Below are 1,027 nucleotides of genomic sequence, written 5' to 3'. Positions count from 1 at the left end.
TGCATTATTATCTTCATAATATATACCATAACTCTCTGGGATCAAACACCTAGAGTGTGTCGTCACGAGAATCAATCTATGCTAGCATGAGGTATAGAATGAATCAATGCAAGGTAGGCGCTCACCGACGCCATGATATGTCAGATCACATATGGAGTCTTTTAGAGCCGCGATTGCCTGGGCGAAAAGGTTCCTGGGGAGGTATCGCACCTGATAATAGGCTTTTTATCAACGCCGCCTTTTAGGTATTGCGCACTGGCGCACCCTGGAGAGATTTACCTCCTGGCTTATGGCCACTGGAAAAACACGCATCGGGGCTTTTTCAGATGGCGGGACAAAGGCGTTTGGCAAGGGGTGTTAGAATCGCTTGTGATGGAGCCTGATTTTGAGTGGCTCATAGATTTGATGCAAGCCCTATCAAAGTACCCCCTCATGCAGCAGGAGCGCGTGGTGGAAACCAAGTCATGGGACGAACAAAAGGGGGCTCAATTCCAAAATACATATAGCCGTAGATGCAACTGGTATGCCAGTGCGAATCCTTGTTACAGAAGATAGCACAGCTGATTGTACACAGGCTGAGGCTTTTATTGAGGGCATAAACGCCCAAGGTCTTTTAGCCGACAAAGGCGATGATTCAGATGCTGTATTAGACATGGCAAACAGTCAAACCATTCAAGCGGTGATTCCTGCAAAAAGGAATCGAAAAGAACAGCGCTTCTATGACAAAAAAATGCCTTCTTGCATCTTAAGCGATGGAGAGGCATCGCCACGCGATATGCCAAAAACAGCTCCTCCTTTCTTGCAGCCGCCCAAATACGCTGTCTTGCCCTTTGGCTCAATATCTCGTAACGACACTATCTAGGATGCCAAGGGTCGAGGAAATAGGATAGGTGATTAATTAGGCTCTATTTTTCTGACCACAAGTCTGTTTTATACCCCTATCAGCACAGTTGAGTGAGTCAAGATCTAAAGAAGAAAAGGGGGTAGAAGCCATAGAATCTTCGAGATACACGCTTGTGTATCTTTC

General features: G+C 46.2%; 1 pseudogene. It reads left to right on the top strand.

The features are described from left to right. The first annotated feature begins 98 nt into the window (after positions 1 to 98). A pseudogene (locus HCUR_RS00600) lies at positions 99 to 849 on the top strand (IS5 family transposase). Positions 850 to 1,027: the final 178 nt, after the last annotated feature.

Source organism: Holospora curviuscula, assembly GCF_002930195.1.
Classification (GTDB): domain Bacteria; phylum Pseudomonadota; class Alphaproteobacteria; order Holosporales; family Holosporaceae; genus Holospora; species Holospora curviuscula.
The sequence above is the reverse complement of the archived record's forward strand: the minus strand, read 5'-3'. Positions and strand labels throughout refer to the sequence as shown.